Annotated in this window: 1 protein-coding gene; it reads left to right on the top strand. The window is 68.4% G+C overall.

The features are described from left to right. The coding region (locus QC282_RS32255) for an AMP-binding protein (protein ID WP_279553134.1) at positions 1–320 on the top strand (320 nt) is incomplete at both ends.

Here is a 320-nt window from a genome sequence, read left to right as displayed (position 1 = left end):
CTGAGGCGTTTTCCACGGTCCGGGTGGTGTTCACCGGTGGTGAGCCGGCGTCGCCCACGCACATCGGCAGGCTGTACGGCCTGTATCCGAAGCTGAGGATCGTCAACGGCTACGGTCCGGCGGAGTCGTTGGGCTTCACCACGACCCATGCGGTCGATGCCGGTGGTCTGTCAGGCGCCGTGCCGATCGGCCAGCCGGTGGCCAACAAGTACGCCTACGTCCTGGACGGTCGTTTGCGTCCGGTCCCGGCCGGGGTGATCGGCGAGGTCTATCTCGCCGGCGACGGCCTCGCCCACGGTTATCTGGCGCAGCCCGGCACC

It is taken from the genome of Streptomyces sp. DH24, assembly GCF_029813775.1.
GTDB lineage: Bacteria > Actinomycetota > Actinomycetes > Streptomycetales > Streptomycetaceae > Streptomyces.
Note: the sequence above shows the minus strand (reverse complement) of the source record. Positions and strands in the feature narration are given on the sequence as shown.